Annotated in this window: 16 protein-coding genes; 6 read left to right on the top strand and 10 right to left on the bottom strand. The window is 72.0% G+C overall.

Annotated features, from left to right (window positions below):
• Positions 1-43 precede the first annotated feature (43 nt).
• Positions 44-547, top strand: coding sequence for a MarR family winged helix-turn-helix transcriptional regulator (locus ACPA54_RS10085; RefSeq protein WP_345673709.1), 504 nt, complete (start codon positions 44-46; stop codon positions 545-547).
• A 164-nt stretch (positions 548-711) separates the two neighbouring features.
• A complete protein-coding gene (locus ACPA54_RS10090) occupies positions 712-1572 on the top strand; it encodes an SGNH/GDSL hydrolase family protein (protein WP_423528350.1) in 861 nt (286 codons plus the stop codon).
• Positions 1573-1683: 111 nt separating this feature from the next.
• Here ACPA54_RS10090 and gdhA read toward each other — a convergent pair whose 3' ends face one another.
• From gdhA to ACPA54_RS10105, 3 genes are all read right to left on the bottom strand, one after another.
• Positions 1684-3018: an NADP-specific glutamate dehydrogenase gene (gdhA, locus tag ACPA54_RS10095; RefSeq protein ID WP_423528964.1), complete on the bottom strand. Its 1335-nt coding sequence runs from the start codon at positions 3016-3018 to the stop codon at positions 1684-1686.
• Positions 3019-3217: 199 nt separating this feature from the next.
• Positions 3218-4525: a cytochrome P450 family protein gene (locus ACPA54_RS10100; protein ID WP_423528351.1), complete on the bottom strand. Its 1308-nt coding sequence runs from the start codon at positions 4523-4525 to the stop codon at positions 3218-3220.
• The gene (locus ACPA54_RS10105; RefSeq protein ID WP_423528352.1) at positions 4518-4841 is read right to left on the bottom strand and encodes an SCO4848 family membrane protein; all 324 of its coding nucleotides are present in this window, start codon (positions 4839-4841) and stop codon (positions 4518-4520) included. Before ACPA54_RS10105 ends, ACPA54_RS10100 begins: the two co-directional genes overlap by 8 nt.
• A 130-nt stretch (positions 4842-4971) precedes the next feature.
• Here ACPA54_RS10105 and ACPA54_RS10110 point away from each other — a divergent pair, with 130 nt between their 5' ends.
• Positions 4972-6204 carry a D-alanyl-D-alanine carboxypeptidase family protein gene (locus ACPA54_RS10110; RefSeq protein WP_423528353.1) on the top strand — a complete coding sequence of 411 codons (1233 nt, stop codon included), beginning with the start codon at positions 4972-4974 and terminating at the stop codon, positions 6202-6204.
• Positions 6205-6253: 49 nt separating this feature from the next.
• On the opposite strand, the gene ACPA54_RS10115 is transcribed toward ACPA54_RS10110, so the two are convergent.
• The 3 genes from ACPA54_RS10115 to trpS all read right to left on the bottom strand — a co-directional run bounded on the left by ACPA54_RS10115 (position 6254) and on the right by trpS (position 8878).
• On the bottom strand, positions 6254-7225 hold the full coding sequence (locus ACPA54_RS10115; RefSeq protein ID WP_423528354.1) for a YihY/virulence factor BrkB family protein: 972 nt from the start codon (positions 7223-7225) through the stop codon (positions 6254-6256).
• 94 nt (positions 7226-7319) lie between these two features.
• On the bottom strand, positions 7320-7832 hold the full coding sequence (locus ACPA54_RS10120; protein WP_423528355.1) for a 2'-5' RNA ligase family protein: 513 nt from the start codon (positions 7830-7832) through the stop codon (positions 7320-7322).
• Positions 7833-7858: 26 nt separating this feature from the next.
• Positions 7859-8878: a tryptophan--tRNA ligase gene (trpS, locus tag ACPA54_RS10125; protein WP_423528356.1), complete on the bottom strand. Its 1020-nt coding sequence runs from the start codon at positions 8876-8878 to the stop codon at positions 7859-7861.
• A gap of 294 nt (positions 8879-9172) precedes the next feature.
• Between trpS and ACPA54_RS10130 the strand changes: the two genes are divergently transcribed.
• The 3 genes from ACPA54_RS10130 to ACPA54_RS10140 all read left to right on the top strand — a co-directional run bounded on the left by ACPA54_RS10130 (position 9173) and on the right by ACPA54_RS10140 (position 11901).
• Positions 9173-10069 carry a dimethylarginine dimethylaminohydrolase family protein gene (locus ACPA54_RS10130; RefSeq protein WP_423528357.1) on the top strand — a complete coding sequence of 299 codons (897 nt, stop codon included), beginning with the start codon at positions 9173-9175 and terminating at the stop codon, positions 10067-10069.
• Between the two features lie 44 nt (positions 10070-10113).
• Positions 10114-11325 (top strand): ornithine--oxo-acid transaminase, encoded by a 1212-nt coding sequence (gene rocD, locus ACPA54_RS10135; RefSeq protein ID WP_345673700.1) that lies wholly within the window; start codon positions 10114-10116, stop codon positions 11323-11325.
• Between the two features lie 120 nt (positions 11326-11445).
• The gene (locus ACPA54_RS10140; protein WP_345673699.1) at positions 11446-11901 is read left to right on the top strand and encodes an Lrp/AsnC family transcriptional regulator; all 456 of its coding nucleotides are present in this window, start codon (positions 11446-11448) and stop codon (positions 11899-11901) included.
• A gap of 111 nt (positions 11902-12012) precedes the next feature.
• Here the strand turns inward: ACPA54_RS10140 and ACPA54_RS10145 are convergent, their stop codons facing one another.
• The 4 genes from ACPA54_RS10145 to ACPA54_RS10160 form a co-directional block, all read right to left on the bottom strand.
• Positions 12013-13002, bottom strand: a complete 990-nt coding sequence (locus tag ACPA54_RS10145; RefSeq protein ID WP_423528358.1) for a malate dehydrogenase — start codon at positions 13000-13002, stop codon at positions 12013-12015.
• Between the two features lie 169 nt (positions 13003-13171).
• Positions 13172-13579 (bottom strand): DUF3017 domain-containing protein, encoded by a 408-nt coding sequence (locus tag ACPA54_RS10150; protein WP_423528359.1) that lies wholly within the window; start codon positions 13577-13579, stop codon positions 13172-13174.
• 5 nt (positions 13580-13584) lie between these two features.
• Positions 13585-14451 carry a bifunctional methylenetetrahydrofolate dehydrogenase/methenyltetrahydrofolate cyclohydrolase gene (locus tag ACPA54_RS10155; RefSeq protein WP_345673696.1) on the bottom strand — a complete coding sequence of 289 codons (867 nt, stop codon included), beginning with the start codon at positions 14449-14451 and terminating at the stop codon, positions 13585-13587.
• Positions 14452-14534: 83 nt separating this feature from the next.
• Positions 14535-16658, bottom strand: a complete 2124-nt coding sequence (locus tag ACPA54_RS10160) for an FUSC family protein (protein ID WP_423528360.1) — start codon at positions 16656-16658, stop codon at positions 14535-14537.
• Between the last annotated feature and the right edge of the window lie 97 nt (positions 16659-16755).

The following is a 16755-nucleotide window of genomic DNA, read 5'->3' on the forward strand; positions in this document are numbered from 1 at the left end:
CATCAAGAGGCTCGGCGTCGAAACACTCGCTAGAATGGCGACCATGAAGGACGAGGTCGACCGACTTATCGAAGCGTGGCAGCGCGAGCGCCCCGACCTCGATGTCGAGCCGCTGGAGGTGCTCAGCCGCGTCACCCGGCTGGCCCGCCACCTCGACCGCGCCCGCCGCCTCGCCTTCGCCGCACGCGACCTCGAGCCGTGGGAGTTCGACGTGCTGTCGGCGCTGCGCCGCACCGGCGCGCCGTACCAGCTCTCCCCGGGCCAGCTGCTCACCCAGACCCTGGTCACCTCCGGCACCATGACCAACCGTATCGACCGCCTGGCCGCCAAGGGCCTGGTGTTGCGGCAGCCGGACCCGGGCGACCGGCGCGGTGTGCTCGTCCGGCTGACCGACGACGGCCGCGACCGGGTGGACGCCGCGATGGCCGAGCTGCTGGAGCACGAACGGGACATCCTCGCCGGCCTCGACCGGCAGCAGCGCACCGCGCTCGCCGACCTGCTGCGCTCGGTCGTCGCGCCGTTCGACAACCACGCCGCCCAGCACTAGGCCACGTCCGGAGGCAACTCCGCGCCGGTTCGGCCGCGTTCAGAGCCCTCCCGGTCAAGTCCGGACAACCTTTTGCCCCGGCATTCTGTTGCGGATCCGGTCCCGGCGCCCAAGATGGGCGCCACGCGACCGCCGCACGGCGGTCCCTCGCGGGAGGGATCACATTGCGCACCAGACGCATCCGACCAGGAGCACTCCTCGCCGCACTCCTCAGCGCCGTCCTGCTCGCCGCGGGCGGCGCCGTCGCTTCGGCGTCCGCGGCGACGCCGAAGACCACCTACTACGTGTCGTTGGGCGACTCGCTCGCCAAGGGCTACATGCCGGGGATGGGCGACACCGACCAGGGCTACACCGACCGCCTGTTCACCGCGCTGAAGGCCAAGGACCCGAGCCTGCAGCACGTCAAACTGGGCTGCAGCGGAGCGACCACCACGACGCTGCTGAACGGCGGCGGCGCGTGCGCCTACCCGGAAGGGACGCAACTCGCCGCCGCGGAGCGGTTCCTGCGCGCACACCGTGGCCAAGTCCGGTACCTCACCCTGGACATCGGCGCCAATGACGTGGCGCGCTGCGCGTCGGCGACGGGCATCGACATGACGTGCGCGTCGGCCGGCCTGCACACGGTCGGGGACAACCTCGCGAAGATCCTGCCGCGCCTGCGCACCGCGGGCGGGCCGAAGGTGCAGTACGCGGGGATGACGTACTACGACCCGTTCCTCGCCGCATGGCTGACCGGCTCGCAAGGCCAACAGCTCGCGCAACTTTCGGAATTCGTCCAGGAGTTGCTGAACGGCATCATCAGCTTCGGCTTGCGTTGGCACGACTTCGCGGTGGCGGATGTCGCGACCGCTTTCTCCACACGGTCGTTCACGCCGACGGTTCCGTTGCCGGGCGTCGGCGAGGTGCCGTTGAACGTGGCACGCATTTGCCAATGGACGTTCATGTGCCTCAAGCACGATATCCATGCGAATCCGACGGGATATCAGGTGCTCGCGGATACGTTTGCCGCGGTCTTGAAGCGGTAGGGCGGCTGTTCCGGGCCCACACACGGACGGGCTCCGCGGGCGATTGCCCGCGGAGCCCGTCTGCTTGTCCGAAGGGGTGATTCTTCGTACTGCCGTGGAACTGCTCGGGCGTCAGATGATGCCCTGTTCCAGCATGGCGTCCGCGACGCGCTCGAAGCCGGCGATGTTGGCCCCCACGACATAGTCGCCCGGGTGGCCGTAACGCTCCGCCGTCTGCCAGCACGTGTCGTGGATGTCCCGCATGATGCCCGCGAGTTCGGCCTCCACGGTGGCGAACGGCCAGGTCTCGCGGCCGGCGTTCTGCCGCATCTCCAGCGCGCTGGTCGCCACCCCGCCGGCGTTGGCGGCCTTGCCGGGGCCGAACGCCACCTTGGCCTCGTGCAGCAGGTGGGTGGCCTCGGGCGTGGTGGGCATGTTGGCGCCCTCGGAGACCGCCTTGACACCATTCCGGATCAGGACGCGTGCGGCGGCTTCGTCGAGTTCGTTCTGCGTCGCGGACGGAAGCGCGACATCCGCGGGAACGTCCCACACACTGCCGCCGGACACGAAGCGCGCGGACCCGCCGCGGCGGGTCGCGTACTCGGCGATGCGGCCGCGCTCGACCTCCTTGATCTGCTTGAGCAGCGCGAGGTCGATCCCCTTCTCGTCGACGATGTAGCCGGACGAGTCGGACGCGGTGAGCACGTGCGCGCCAAGCGCCTGGGCCTTCTCGATGGAGTAGATCGCGACGTTGCCGGAACCGGAGACCACGACCTGCTGGCCTTCCAGCCCTTCGCCGCGCTGCTCCAGCATGGCCTGGGTGAACAGCACGTTGCCGTAGCCGGTGGCCTCCGGACGGGCCGCGGAGCCGCCCCAGCCCGGGCCCTTGCCGGTGAGGACGCCGGCTTCCCAGCGGTTGGTGATCCGCCGGTACTGACCGAACAGGTAGCCGATCTCGCGGCCGCCGACGCCGATGTCGCCGGCCGGGACGTCGGTGTGCTCGCCCAGGTGCCGGTACAGCTCCGTCATGAACGACTGGCAGAAGCGCATGACTTCGGCGTCCGAACGGCCGTGCGGGTCGAAGTCGCTGCCGCCCTTGCCGCCGCCGATGCCCAGACCGGTGAGGGCGTTCTTGAAGATCTGTTCGAAGCCCAGGAACTTGACGATGCCGAGATTCACCGACGGGTGGAAGCGCAGCCCGCCCTTGTACGGGCCGAGCGCGCTGTTGAATTCGATGCGGAAGCCGCGGTTCACCCGGATGGCGCCGGAGTCGTCCGTCCACGGGACTCGGAAGATGATCTGCCTTTCCGGTTCCACGAGGCGTTCGACGACGCGCGCGTCGGCGAACTCCGGGCGTGCGGCGAGGATCGGCCCCAGGGAGTCGAGGACCTCGTGCACGGCCTGGTGGAATTCCGGCTCACCCGGGTTGCGGCGCAAAATTTCGTCGTACAAGCGAATTCCCTTCATCGTCAAGGCAAATCACCCCTGCTGACCAATTATCCCGGCAAAGTGTTGTGTGCCTTGCATGCGGCGGGGTAGACAAGTTCCCGACGGCGCAGGGGGAGGCGCCGGGGTATCCGTACCGGGGAAGTGCGGATGCGGGGAGGGCGGTGGGCACGCCGGTTCTCGGGGAGCCGGCGGCCCAGCCGACGGTCCGGCGGCCCCGTCACGGGGCCGCCGGCCGGACTCCGGCCGGTTCCGGTGCGGACCGTTCGGACCCCGGTTCCGGGGTGAACCGGACCGGGAGGCGTTGCAGGCCGCGCATGATGAGGCCGCCGCGCCAGCGCAGTTCGCCGGGGGGCTCGGCGAGTTCCAGATCGGGCAGGCGGCGCAGCAGCGTGGTGATCGCGATCTGGCCTTCGAGCCGGGCGAGCGGCGCCCCGATGCAGTAGTGGATCCCGTGGCCGAACGCGAGGTGCTGGTTGTCGGCGCGTTCCAGGTCGAGCGTGTCGGCGTCCGGGAAGCGGCGGCCGTCCCGGTCGGCGGATGCCAGCACCACGAGGACAGGTTCGCCCGCGGGGACGACCACTCCGCCGATGGGGGTGTCGACGGTGGTGAAGCGCCAGGTGGCGAGTTCGACGGGCCCGTCGTAGCGGAGCAGTTCCTCGACGGCCGGGCCGATGCGGGTGTCCGGGTCGGCGGTGAGGCGGGCGCGGGCGTCGGGGTGGGTGAGCAGCGTCCGGAGGCCGTTGCCGATGAGGTTGACGGTGGTCTCGAACCCGGCGAACAGCAGGATGAAGGCCATTGCCGCGGCTTCGTCCTCGGTGAGGTGCTCGCCGTGGTCGCTCGCCCGGATGAGCCCGGAGATGAGGTCGTCGCCGAGGTCGCCGCGCTTGCGGTGGATGAGGTCCTTGAGGTAGCCGCGCATGTGCCGGACGGCGCGCGCCACTCCCCCGCGCGGACCCGAGCCGTGCCGGATCATCATCCCGGCCCAGGTGCGGAAGTCGTCCTGGTCGGCGGCCGGGACGCCGAGGAGGTCGCAGACCGCGTAGATGGGCAGCGGGAACGCGAAGTCGTGGATGAGGTCGGCTTCACCGTCGGCCGCGAAGCCGTCGATGAGCCGGTCGGTGAGTTCCTGGACGCGGGGCCGGAAGTCCTCGGCCCGGCGCGGTGTGAAGGCCTTGGAGACCAGCCGCCGCAGCCGCGTGTGGTCGGGCGGGTCCAGGTTGAGCAGGTGCGCGCCGATGCCGGACCGCTGCTCGCCGGGCACGCCGACCTTGCCCTGCTTCCACGCCTGTTCCGAGTGACGCGGGTTCTTGCTGAGCCGGGTGTCGGCGAGTGCCTGCCGGGCGTCGGCGTAGCGGGTGACCAGCCAGGCTTCGACGCCGCTGGGCAGGGTGGTGCGGTGGACGGGTGCGTGCGCGCGGAGGTGGGCGTAGGCCGGGTAGGGGTCGGCGACGAACTCGCGGGTGAACAGCCCCGGCCCGTCGACGGGGCAGCCGGCGGCCGCGGTGTCCGCGGCGGCCTCAGCCACGCGCCCCGGCACGGGCCTCGGCGGCGGCGTCGGACGGCGCGGGCCCGTCGGCCGGCGCCGGAGCGGCGGTGCCGTCGGCGCGGTTGGCGCGGTTGGCGCGGTTGGCGCGCACGCCCTTGATCCCGATCCAGCCGATGGCGTTGCCCGCGGCGAAGGACACCACGGTCAGGGCGAGGTGGACGAGGAAGAACGCGGTGGGGCCGTCGTTCCAGGAGCGGTCGTCGGCCCAGATGTTCCGCAGGAAGTTCGGCCAGAGGATCCAGGTCCAGATGCCGAACAGGAGGAGGAAGGCGGAGGTGGCGCGGCCGATCCGCATGAGGTGCACCTGTTCGTTCGGGGGCTTTCGGGACGCGGGTTGGTCCGTTCGGTCACAGTCGCGTCCTGAACAAGTATGCGGCGCGTATCGGACACTTCCGCAGCCGGGTCGCGCCATTACGCTCATCTTCATGTCATACAGGTCTGGACCGGTGGCGCAGCGGGCCGCCATAGGCGCGGTGGCCGCCGCGTGCTTCCTCGGGGGAACACCTGTCGCCTCCGCGGCACCCACGCCGCACAAGAACCCTCCGTCACCGACAACCTCGGCCGAACCCGAGCCTCCCGGCAATATGTCCGGTTTGGGCGGAAACCGTCTGGCGCAGCCCGGAGTCCAGGTCGACCTGCCGCCGGGCGGCGCCCCGCCTCCGGCCATAGAGGCGTATTCGTGGCTGGTCGCCGATATGACGAGCGGTCAGATCCTGGCCGCGAAGAACGTGCACTGGCAGCTCGCCCCGGCGAGCACGCTCAAGATGCTGTTCGCGGACACCGTGCTGCCCAAGCTCGACAAGAACACGGTGCACACCGTCGCCCCCCAGGAGCTGGAGGCCATGGGCGACGGCAGCAGCAAGGTCGGCGTGAAGGAGAACCTCGCCTACTCCGTGCACGACCTGTGGAACGGGGTCTTCCTGCAGTCCGGCAACGATGCCGTGCACGTGCTGTGCGCGATGAACGGCGGCGTCGAGACCACGGTCGCGCAGATGAACGAGCGGGCCAAGTCGCTCCAGGCCAACGACACCCACGTGATGTCGCCGGACGGCTACGACATGCCCGGACAGGTGTCGTCCGCCTACGACCTCGCGCTGTTCGCCCGCGAAGGCATGAAGAACGCGGACTTCCGCAGTTACGCGTCGACCAAGGACTCGCAGTTCCCGGGCAAGGACAACACCACGTTCGGGATACAGAACACCAACACGATGCTCGGCAGCTATCCCGGGATGATCGGCGTCAAGAACGGCTACACCACCAACGCGCAGAACACCTTCGTGGGCGCGGCGACGCACGACGGCCGGACGCTGCTGGTCAGCATCATGCACGTGGCCGGCAAGGGGAAGACGTACGAGCAGACCAAGCAGCTGCTCGACTGGGGCTTCGGCAACGCCGCCGGGGTCAAGCCGGTCGGCAGCCTCGTCGACCCGGTCGGCGGCTCGTCCGGTTCCCCCAGCGCCTCGGAGAGCAAGAAGACCGCACAGGCCGCGGCCGCCCCGGCGGCGGCGGACGGCTCGGGCAGCAGCGTGGACTGGGCGCTGTGGGCGGGCGTCGGCATCCCCGCGGTCCTGCTCGTCGGCGGCGTGACGATGTTCGTCGTCCGCAAGCGCGGCTGGGGACGCACCGAGATCACGTTCGAGGACGAGATCCTGCCGTGATCGCGCTCCGGGGCGGCGGCCGCCGGGCCGGCCGCCCCGGGCCGGCGGATCAGTCGCCCGGCCCGTCCGCCTGAGGCGCGCGGCGGGCCGCCTGCGAGTCGGCGCGCCATTCCTTCGGGTCGTCCGCGTCCGCGGGGTCGGCCTGACGGTCGGCGTCGGCCGGATCGTCGGAGTCCTGCCCGTGCTTCGCGGTCGCCGTCCACGCCGCACAGAACAGCAGTAGGCGGGTCACGAAGTAGATCCACAGCAGGAGCGCGACGGGCACACCGAAGGCGCCGTACATGCTCTTGCTCGCGACCCCGGAGATATAGGCCGCGACCAGCACCTTGAGGACTTCGAAGCCGATCGCGCCGATCAGCGCCCCCAGGAGCGCGGTGCGGCGCGGCATCGACAGCCGCGGCATCCCGACCAGCAGGTAGAGGAACAGCAGCAGGCTCGCGAAGACCGCGACGGCGAACGCCGCGATCTGCAGCAGCACCCGCCCCACCGGCTGGTCGCTCAGGCCGATCGAGTCGGAGATCCGGCCGATGACGCTGGTCGCGAAAGCGGACGCGCCCACCGACACCGCCATCGCCAGGCCGAGGCCGACGAGCGTTCCGATGTCCTTGAGCTTGGTGGTCACCGTCGCCTTGACGCCCTCGGGCTTCGGCTCGTCCTCGAACCACATCTTGCGGATCGCCGGCCGCAGCGCCTCGACCCAGCCCAGCCCCGAGACCAGCAGCAGTACCGCACCGATCGCGCCGACCGCGCCGGCGTTGTTCACCAGCGCGTTGAGGTCGATCTTGTCGGCGATCCCGGGGATCTGGTCGGAGATCTTGTTCTGCAGCTCGGTCACCCGCCCCGGGCTCAGGGCCGCGGCGACCACCGCGGCGGCCAGGGCGATGAGCGGGAACAGCGACAGGAAGCCGTAGAAGGTGACCGCGGCGGACGCGAAGTTGCCGTCGCGGTCGGTATAGCGGGCATAGGACTCCATGGTCCGCCCGATGACCGGCAGGGAACTCAGCTTCTCCTTGATCGCCACGCACCTCGTGTGCCCTGAAACCCGCACACCCACACGCGCCCCGGCGCACCGCCGGGGCCGGAGCACCGGGCATGCAGGCGGGAGACGGGCCGGGTCAGCCGCCGAACGGGAACGCCCGGACCGGCCGCCACACCCCGTCGGCGCCGTGCTCGTACAGGCTGAACCCGCGCACGTCGAAGGCCGCCTCGTAGCCCGCCAGCTCGGCGAAGGCGCGGTCCAGCACGTCGTCCGGCAAGTGGTGCGCGACGGTCACGTGCGGGTGGTACGGGAAACTCAGCCCCCGCAGCAACGGCCCCGACCGCACCTCCTGCTCCAACCGCTCGCAGTCCGTGATGCCGAGCGCGACCTGCACGAACACCACCGGCGACGTCGGCCGGAAGGTGCCCGTGCCGCGCAGCATCATCCGGAACGTCCGCTCCGCGTCCGCGACGCGGGTCAGGTGCGCCTCGACCTCGGGCATCGCGTCGTCGGCGATCTCGGTCGGCGGCAGCAGCGTCACGTGCGTCGGGATCGCCCGCGCCAGCGGGTCGCCGAAACCCGCCCGGAGGTCCTGGAGCGCGCTGCCCCAGGGCTCCGGGATCGCGATGGAGACGCCGATCGTGCGCATGTGCCGTGCTTCCGCCGCCTCTGCTCTCAGGCCCCGGCGAGCGGCGGCAGGAAACCGACCTTGTCGTACGCCGTGGCCAGCGTCACCGACGCCACCTCGCGGGCCTTCGCGGCGCCCTTCGCGAGCGTCCGGTCCAGCTCCGCCGGGTCGTCGTGGAACTCGTGGAACCGCTGCTGGAACGGGGTGACGAAGTCGACGAGGACCTCGGCCACCTCCTTCTTGAAGTCGCCGTACATCCGGCCGGCGAAACGCTCTTCCAGCTCGGCGATCGGCGTGCCGGAGATCGCCGAGTGGATCGCCAGCAGGTTGCTGACGCCCGGCTTCTCCTTCTCGTCGAACCGCACCTCGGTGCCGGTGTCGGTGACCGCGCTCTTGATCTTCTTCGCGGTCTGGTTCGGCGGGTCGAGGAGGTTGACGATGCCCTTGGGCGACGACGCCGACTTGCTCATCTTGACCGTCGGGTCCTGCAGGTCGTAGATCTTCGCGGTCTCCTTGACGATGTACGCCTCGGGAACCGTGAACGTGTCGCCGAACCGCGAGTTGAAGCGCTGCGCGAGGTCGCGGGTCAGCTCGACGTGCTGGCGCTGGTCCTCGCCGACCGGCACCGCGTTCGCCTGGTACACGAGGATGTCCGCGACCTGGAGGATCGGGTACGTGAACAGCCCCACGCTGGCCGAGTCCGAACCCTGCTTCGCGGACTTGTCCTTGAACTGCGTCATGCGCGACGCCTCGCCGAACCCGGTGAGGCAGTTCATCACCCAGGCGAGCTGCGCGTGCTCGGGCACATGGCTCTGCACGAACAGTGCGCACCGGTCCGGGTCGAGGCCCGCGGCGAGCAGCTGGGCGGCGGAGATACGGGTGTTGGCGCGCAGCTCGGCGGGGTCCTGCGGCACGGTGATCGCGTGCAGGTCGACGACCATGTAGAACGCGTCGTTGGCATCCTGGAGCGCAACGTACTGGCGCACCGCGCCCAGGTAGTTGCCCAGATGGAACGAGCCTGCGGTGGGCTGGATGCCGGACAGCACACGGGGACGCGTCGAGACCATGCGGCCATTCTCGCAGGCTCCGCGAGCCGCCCGGTCCCGGGGCGCACGGGGGCGTGTGGCGGCGCCGCAACGATGCGCCGTCGCGTTCCCCGGGGGTGCAACGAAGGCGCGGCGGCGCGCAACGATCGCGCATTTACCCGGTCGCGCGCCGCCGCCTAGGCTTTCCTCGGCCGATACGGAATGTCGCGGGCCGGGCATCGACAGTGACAAGGGTGACACCGCGTGCCGAGGAGCACGCCGGGGGCACTCGCCGCGACCACGGCCACCCGGGAGAACGCGAGAAGGGGAGATCGCGTGCGTCTGAGCTTCCCGCCGCCCGCGGGCGCACCCGCGGCGGCGCGGCCGGTCCTGCCCGAACGGTCGCGCGCGCCGCGCGGCCGGGTCCGGCTGCCCCGGCCGCGCCGCCGCGACGCGGCCGGCCGCTGGGCCACGCCGCGGCACTACGTCATGTGCCCGCCGACCCATCTGCCGGCCCACCCGGCGTCCGCGCCGCTGGAGCAGTGGGAGGCGGTCCGCGAAACGCTGCTCGGGCTGGGCCACCGGGTGAGCCTGGTGACGCCGCGCAGCGGCATGCCGGGCATGGTGCTGGCCGGGCACGCCGCGACGGTCGTCGACGGCCGGGTGCTGGGCGCGCGCTACCGGCGCACCGCGCGGCAGCCCGAAGCGCCCGCGTACCTGCGCTGGTTCGCCGAGCGCGGGTTCCGCACCCGGCTGGAACCGGTGTTCGCGCACGAGGGCGCGAGCGACCTGCTGCCCGCCGGGCGGCACGTGCTGGCCGCCGCGGGCCCGCACACCGAACTGCGGGCGCACTCCGAGGCCGGGCAGTTCCTCGGGCTGCCGGTGGTGCCGCTGGAGCTGACGGATCCGCGGTTCACCCGCTTGGGCGGCGCCCTGACGGTGCTGACCGACCGCACCGTGGCCTACTTTCCCGGCGCGTTCTCCGCGGCCGCGCGCGAGCGCTTGGCCCGGCTGTTCCCGGAACGCCTCGCGGTCGGCGAGGCGGACGCGCTGGCCGGCGGCCTGGACGCGGTGTGCGACGGCCGCACCGTGGTGCTGACCGACCGCGCGCCGGGCCTCGCCGGGTTGCTCGCCCGGCACGGCTTCCGCACCGTCGGGCTCGACGTGTCCGGGCTGGTCTGCCCGGGCGCGGGCGTCCGCAGCTGCGTGTTGGAACTGCGCGACAATCGTTGACAGTCCAGAATTTCCTGAATTGTTCTCGGTAATCGAAGGACGTCATGATCAAGCACGATGAGGAACTGATCGCGCTCGCCGACACCTACAGCGCGCACAACTACCACCCCCTTCCCGTCGTGATCGCGCATGCCGAAGGCGCGTGGATGACGGACGTCGAAGGCCGCCGCTACCTCGACCTGCTGGCCGGGTACTCGGCGCTCAATTTCGGCCACCGGAACCCGCGGCTGATCGAAGCCGCCAAGCGCCAGCTCGACCGGGTCACGCTCACCAGCCGGGCGTTCCACAACGACCGGTTCGCGCCGTTCTGCCACCAGCTCGCCGAGCTGTGCGGCATGGACATGGTGCTCACCATGAACACCGGCGCCGAAGCCGTCGAGACCGCGGTCAAGACGGCCCGCAAGTGGGGCTACGAGGTCAAGGGCGTGCCGGACGGGCGCGCCAAGATCGTGGTCGGCACCGACAACTTCCACGGCCGCACGACCACCATCGTCAGCTTCTCCACCGACGAGGAGGCGCGCCGCCACTTCGGGCCCTACACCCCCGGGTTCGAGGTGCTGCCCTACGGCGACATCGAGACGCTGCGGAACGTGCTGGAAGCCGATCCGGAGATCGTCGCCGTCATGCTGGAGCCGATCCAGGGCGAGGCCGGCGTGCTGGTCCCGCCGCCCGGCTATCTGCCCGAGGTGCGGCGTCTGTGCACCGAGCGGAACGTGCTGTTCGTCGCGGACGAGATCCAGTCCGGACTCGGCCGCACCGGGCGGATGTTCGCGTGCGAGCACGAGGGCGTGGTGCCGGACATGTACATCCTCGGCAAGGCACTCGGCGGCGGCGTGCTGCCGGTGTCCGCGGTGGTGTCCTCGCGCGAGGTGCTCGGCGTGTTCAAGCCGGGCGAGCACGGCTCGACGTTCGGCGGGAACCCGCTGGCGTGCGCGGTCGGCCTGGAAGTCCTCGCGATGCTGCGCACCGGCGAGTTCCAGCAGCGGTCCGCGGACCTCGGCGAGCACCTGCACCGGGAGCTGAACGCGCTGGTCGGTGGTCCGGTCACGGCGGTGCGCGGGCGCGGCCTGTGGGCGGGTGTGGACATCGACCCCGAGTTCGGCACGGCGCGCGCGGTGTCGAAGGCGCTGATGGACAAGGGCGTGCTGGTGAAGGACACGCACGGGCAGACGATCCGGATCGCGCCGCCGCTGGTCATCGCGAAGGACGACCTGGACTGGGCGCTGGAGCAGCTGCGGTCGGTGCTCGTGCGCTGACCCGGCCGCGGCGGCCGTCGGTAAGCCGGATCCGCCGGGCGGGGCGGCGGGTTCCGCGGTGTCGCACGTCCGGGTGGGAAACCGGTGATTCCGCCCCGCCCGGCGGCGCGGAGGCGCACCATGGGTCCCGTGCCCCTGGACGACCTCGACGAGCAGATCGTCGCGCACCTGATCCGGGATGCCCGTGCCAGCTATGCCGAGATCGGCACGGGCGTCGGGCTGTCCGCGCCTGCCGTGAAGCGGCGGGTGGACCGGCTGCGCGGCACCGGGGTGATCAAGGGCTTTACGGCGCGCATCGATCCGCACGCGCTCGGCTGGACCACCGAGGCCCTCGTCGAGGTGTACTGCGAGCCGCGCACCACCCCCGCGGCGCTGCTCAAGTGCCTGGAGCGGCATCCGGAAGTGGTCCGGGCGGAGACGGTGACCGGCAAAGCCGACGCGGTGGTGCGGCTGCTGGCAGCCGACGTGCGGCATCTGGAGACGGTGCTGGAGCGCATCCGGCTGGAGTCGGTGGTGCGCGAGACGCACAGCACGGTCGTGCTGAGCCGGCTGCTGGAACGCCCCGGCAACGGCTGACCCTGCGGTCGGGAGGCCGCGGAAACGCCGGTGGGCGCCGCCCCCTTCGCGGGGACGGCGCCCACCGGCGCGTGTGCGGTGGCCCGGGACCGGGTCACCGGCGGCACCGGGTCAGATCAGGCCCAGCTCGCTCACCGCGTCGCGTTCTTCGGCCAGTTCGGCGACCGACGCGTCGATGCGCTTGCGGGAGAACTCGTTGATGTCCAGGCCCTGGACGATCTCCCACTTGCCGTCCTTGCAGACGACCGGGAAGGACGAGATGAGGCCCTCGGGCACGCCGTAGGAGCCGTCGGAGACGACGCCCATCGAGGTCCAGTCGCCCGCGGCGGTGCCGTTGACCCAGGTGTGCACGTGGTCGAGGGCCGCGTTCGCCGCCGACGCCGCCGAGGACGCGCCGCGCGCCTCGATGATCGCCGCACCGCGCTTGGCGACGGTCGGGATGAACGTGTCGGCGAGCCACGCCTCGTCGTTCACCGTCTCGGCGGCGTTCTTGCCGGCGATCTCCGCGTGGAAGATGTCCGGGTACTGGGTCGCCGAGTGGTTGCCCCAGATGGTCAGCTTGGCGATGTCGGTGACGGCCGCGCCGGTCTTCTGCGCGAGCTGGGAGACCGCGCGGTTGTGGTCGAGGCGGGTCATCGCGGTGAAGCGCTCGGCCGGGACGTCCGGCGCGTGCTGCTGGGCGATCAGCGCGTTGGTGTTGGCCGGGTTGCCGACCACGAGCACCTTGATGTCGTCCGCGGCACCGGCGTTGATCGCCTCGCCCTGCGGCTTGAAGATGCCGCCGTTGGCGGCCAGCAGGTCGCCGCGCTCCATGCCCGCGGTGCGCGGACGGGCGCCGACCAGCAGCGCGACGTTGGTGCCCGCGAAGCCGTCGGTCGGGTTGTCGAAGATGTCGATGCCCTTGAGCAGCGGGAACGCGCAGTCGTCCAGCTCCATCGCGGTGCCCTCGGCCGCCTTGACCGCCTGCGGGATCTCCAGGAGACGCAGCTTGACCGGCACGTCCGGGCCGAGCAGGTGCCCCGACGCGATGCGGAAGAGGAGTGCGTAGCCGATCTGGCCGGCCGCACCGGTGACGGTGACGTTGACGGGCGTGCGGGTCATCGTGGCGATCTCCTGCTTTGTGACGGGTGAGGGTTCCCGGCGTCAGCGATATCTCGTGATCGAGATACTTCCATCGGCCACCCTACTCCGCCCGGGCGCCCCCGTTGACCGGTCGGCGCGCCATGTGGGAAACGCCACCGGCGCGGGGCGGGTAGGTGGCCCCGCGGGGTCAGCCGGTGCGCTTGGGCACCCAGGGGAGGTCGACCACCGCGGGCGGGATGCTCAGGCCCAGCATCACCACCGCGGTGCCGAGCACGAGCATCACCATGACGTCGGTGAACCGGCTGCGGACCGCGAGGATGCCCACCTCGCGGACGCACAGCCGCAGGACCGCGGCGGCCGCGAGGGTCACGCCGATCATGACGGTGGCCGACCGGAAGCCGAACAGCGCGCCGACCACCAGCGACACGGCGAGCAGCGCGAGGACCAGCACCGCGGGCCATTCGCGCAGGCCCGCGGGTCCGCTCGGCGACGTGCCGCCTTCGGGGACGAACGTGCCGCCCGCGCCGCGCTTTCCGTCCTCGCGGCCGCGCGCCGCGGCCCGGCGGGCGGCACGTCCCGGCACCTCCGGTTCCATCGCCGTCACCCGCGTGCGGCCAACTGGCGCTCGGCGGCCTCGACCACGTTGGTGAGCAGCATCGCGCGGGTCATCGGGCCGACGCCGCCGGGCATCGGCGCGACCCATGCGGCCTTCTCGAACACCTCGGGGTGCACGTCGCCGACCAGGCCCTGCTCGGTGCGGGTGATGCCGACGTCGAGGACGACCGCGCCGGGCTTGACGATGTCCGCGCTCACCAGGCCCGCGACGCCCGCGGCGGCGACGATGATGTCGGCCTCCAGGGCGTGCCGGGTCAGGTCCTTGGTGCCGGTGTGGCACAGGGTCACGGTGGCGTTCTCGGTGCGGCGGGTCAGCAGCAGGCCGATCGGGCGGCCGACGGTGACGCCGCGGCCGATGACGCACACGTCCGCGCCGTTGAGCGGGATGTCGTAGCGGTGCAGCAGTTCGACGATGCCGCGCGGGGTGCACGGGAGCGGCGCGTCCTGGCCGAGCACGAGACGGCCGAGGTTCATCGGGTGCAGGCCGTCGGCGTCCTTGTCCGGGTCCATGAGTTCGAGGACGCGGTTGGCGTCGAGGCCGCGCGGCAGCGGCAGCTGGACGATGTAGCCGGTGCAGGTCGGGTCCTCGTTCAGCTCGCGGACGACCGCCTCGACCTCTTCCTGCGTCGCGGTCTCGGGCAGCTGCCGCTGGATGCTGGCAATGCCGACCTGCGCGCAGTCGCGGTGCTTGCCCGCGACGTAGGACTTGCTGCCCGGGTCCTCGCCGACCAGCACGGTGCCGAGGCCGGGCTGGATGCCGGCCTGCTTCAGCGCGTCGACCCGGACGGCCAGCTCGGCCTTGATCTGTGCTGCGGTCGCCTTGCCGTCGAGCTTCTGGGCCTGGTGCGCCATCGAGGTTCTCCTGATCCGCGGGGGTGCCGCCCGGGGCCCGCCGGGGCACGGCAGGCCGGGACTGGACTGGGTCGCCGGTTGAGTCACCGCAATTGTCCCGTACTCGGCATCTCGGCTTCACGCACCCTGCGCGGCGGCTCCGACAACCCTGCCAGGAAGTGCGACGCGAAACCCGGTGCGGGCGGTTGCGCGGCTTCGGTGAGCGCCCGCGCGAGGCGCTTGAGGTGCTGGCGGAGCACCGGGTGCCCCCACAGTTCCGGGAGTTCGGGCGGCACCGGGGCACGGCGTTCCTCCGCGGCGGAGGCCAGCTCCTGGAGGTAGCGGTCGAGGGCGGCCGCGTCGTCGCCGGGCAGGGCCTCCTCGGCGGGCACCGACGGCTTGAGCGGCGCGGTCATGAGCCGGAAGCCGAGGCGCTGGACGACGATGAGCACCGGCCAGGCACGTTCCGCCGAGGCGCGGCGGCCGGCGAGTTCGCCGAGTGCGGATTCGTAGGCGTTCCATGCGTCCACGAGTTCGCGGCGGACCGCGGTGCGCAGCCGCAGCCACCGGGCGTTCTCCTCCGCGTTGCCGGTCACCGCGGCTTTGAGCAGCAGGGCTTCGGCGCGGATGGCCCGGCCGAGTGCGGCGGGCAGCCGCCCGGTCGAGGCGCGGCGCCACAGCACGAAGCTGGTGAAGAGGCCGACGCCGAGGCCGAGCAGCATGTCGAGCAGCCGGGTCGGGGCGAGGTCGCCGACGTGGCTGCCGTGCAGCCCGGCGCCGACGAGGAGCAGCGGCACCGGGGTGATGCAGGCGACGCCGACCACGAGGTTGCGGCGCATGACGGTCTGCGCGGCGCCGTACAGCAGCGACACCAGGACGACGATGGCCCACGGGCCCGGCGACAGGTCGTGCAGGAACAGCACGACGATCGCGACGCCGAGGAACGTGCCGATGGCGCGCTGCAGGGCCTTCTCCAGGTCGAGGACGGCGTTGCCGCCCTGCAGGGCGGCCGCCGCGCCGATGGCCACCCACGACGGGTGCACGATCGGCAGGAGCGCCGCCAGCGCGGTCGCGGCGCCGACGGCCAGGCCGGTGCGGACGGACACCGGGACGATGAGCGACGCGGGTCCGGCGGCGGCGCGCACGAGTTCGAGCGCGCCGGGGCGTTCGCCCTGGAGCGGGGATGCGCCGGGGATCGCGCCTTGGGCGGAGGCTTTGGCCGCTTTGCGCAGCGCGGCGCGCAATTCGCGCTGCCCGTCGGTTTCCGCGTCGTCGAGGAACGCGGGGAGTTCCGGGGTGCGTTCCGGCTGCCCGACGGCGTCCGCCAGGCCGCGCACGAGGTCGCCGATCTGGGGCGGTAGCGGCCGGGAGCGTTCCTCGGCGAGGACTTCGCCGGCGTGGAAGATGTCGAAGACGCGCCGCACGAGCACGTGGAGGCGGCGGACTTCGCCGGACCGGCGGGCGTGCTTGCTGTCCGCGCCGATGAGGGCGACCCATGCGTCGTAGAGCGCGCCGGAGGCCTTGTGCCGTTGGGCGTCGAGCTGTTCGCCGCCGATCGCGTCGAGGAATCCGGCGACGGCGCGGAACGCGTCGGCGATGGCCACGTGTTCGGGATGGTGCGGGCGCACGAGCCGGCCGGACATGGACACCAGCCAGGCGCTCGCGGTGCCGAGGAGGAGCAGCCCGACGTCGACGGGGATGCCCGCCGGGTCCGGGGGCAGGAACGTGCCCATCGCGCACACCAGCGTGAACATGTAGCCGCCGGGGCGGCCGACGCGCAGCGCGCTGCACAGGAACGTCGCGGCGGCGGCGACCACGGTGAGCGTGCACACGCCCGGCCAGGCGTGGCCGGCGGCCAGCGCGCCGAGGGCGTAGGCAACGGCGAGGCCGAGGCCGACGGCGGCCAGCACGCGGGCGCGGCGGGCGTAGGGGTCGCGGGTCGCGTAGAGCACCGCGTAGCCGCCGACCGCGGCGGACGCGCCGTTGGCGACCCCGCCGACGGCGGTGACGAGCGCGAACGGGATGCCGACCGCGAACATCGCGCGGGCCCCGTTGGCCCACGCGAACTTGTCGCCGGCCAGCGTCACGATCGGCCGCAGGGTGCTGCGCGGATCGGGGGCGAGGCCCGGCGGGTGGGCGTGCGGGAAGGGCGGCAGCGTGCTCGCGGGCGGGACCGTCGACGATCCCCCCGGCGGCGCTTCGGACGGCTCCTCCGACCGTGGCTGCACGTCGGCCGCCTCAGGCGGGGGCGCCGCCGGGAGGGCGTGGGAAGGGGCAGCGGCGGACGACGGACCGGGCGGCAAAGCGCGCGGCGGCTCGGACGCG

The organism is Uniformispora flossi, assembly GCF_049534875.1.
In the GTDB taxonomy this organism is placed as follows: Bacteria; Actinomycetota; Actinomycetes; order Streptomycetales; family Streptomycetaceae; genus Yinghuangia; species Yinghuangia aomiensis.

Coding starts and splice junctions, on each gene's coding strand:
- ACPA54_RS10085 (WP_345673709.1), top strand. CDS start 44: ATGAAGGACGAGGTCGACCGACTTATCGAAGCGTGGCAGCGCGAGCGC.
- gdhA (WP_423528964.1), bottom strand. CDS start 3,018: ATGAAGGGAATTCGCTTGTACGACGAAATTTTGCGCCGCAACCCGGGT.
- ACPA54_RS10105 (WP_423528352.1), bottom strand. CDS start 4,841: ATGCGGATCGGCCGCGCCACCTCCGCCTTCCTCCTCCTGTTCGGCATC.
- ACPA54_RS10110 (WP_423528353.1), top strand. CDS start 4,972: ATGTCATACAGGTCTGGACCGGTGGCGCAGCGGGCCGCCATAGGCGCG.
- ACPA54_RS10120 (WP_423528355.1), bottom strand. CDS start 7,832: ATGCGCACGATCGGCGTCTCCATCGCGATCCCGGAGCCCTGGGGCAGC.
- trpS (WP_423528356.1), bottom strand. CDS start 8,878: ATGGTCTCGACGCGTCCCCGTGTGCTGTCCGGCATCCAGCCCACCGCA.
- rocD (WP_345673700.1), top strand. CDS start 10,114: ATGATCAAGCACGATGAGGAACTGATCGCGCTCGCCGACACCTACAGC.
- ACPA54_RS10140 (WP_345673699.1), top strand. CDS start 11,446: ATGGGTCCCGTGCCCCTGGACGACCTCGACGAGCAGATCGTCGCGCAC.
- ACPA54_RS10145 (WP_423528358.1), bottom strand. CDS start 13,002: ATGACCCGCACGCCCGTCAACGTCACCGTCACCGGTGCGGCCGGCCAG.
- ACPA54_RS10150 (WP_423528359.1), bottom strand. CDS start 13,579: ATGGAACCGGAGGTGCCGGGACGTGCCGCCCGCCGGGCCGCGGCGCGC.
- ACPA54_RS10155 (WP_345673696.1), bottom strand. CDS start 14,451: ATGGCGCACCAGGCCCAGAAGCTCGACGGCAAGGCGACCGCAGCACAG.